This window comes from Loktanella sp. SALINAS62, from assembly GCF_018263905.1.
Classification (GTDB): Bacteria; Pseudomonadota; Alphaproteobacteria; order Rhodobacterales; family Rhodobacteraceae; genus Loktanella.
Genome location: NZ_JAAFZU010000058.1, coordinates 1 through 204 on the forward strand (window position 1 = coordinate 1; position 204 = coordinate 204).

The 204-nt window shown below is 55.9% G+C and carries 1 protein-coding gene; it reads right to left on the bottom strand.

Annotated features, from left to right (window positions below):
- On the bottom strand, positions 1-204 hold a 204-nt coding region (locus GZH79_RS17490), incomplete at both ends, for an integrase core domain-containing protein (protein ID WP_211645062.1).

Here is a 204-nt window from a genome sequence, read left to right on the forward strand (position 1 = left end):
TTTCGTTCAAAAGTTCATCGCGCATGCGCCCGTTGAAGCTTTCGACGAAGCCGTTTTGCATCGGCTTGCCCGGCGCGATGTAATGCCATTCGATCTTGTGTTCCGTGGCAAAGGTTAAGATCGCGTTACTGGTCAGTTCGGTGCCGTTGTCGCTGACAATCATGCCGGGCTTTCCACGCCGTTCGATCAGGGCCGCCAGTTCCC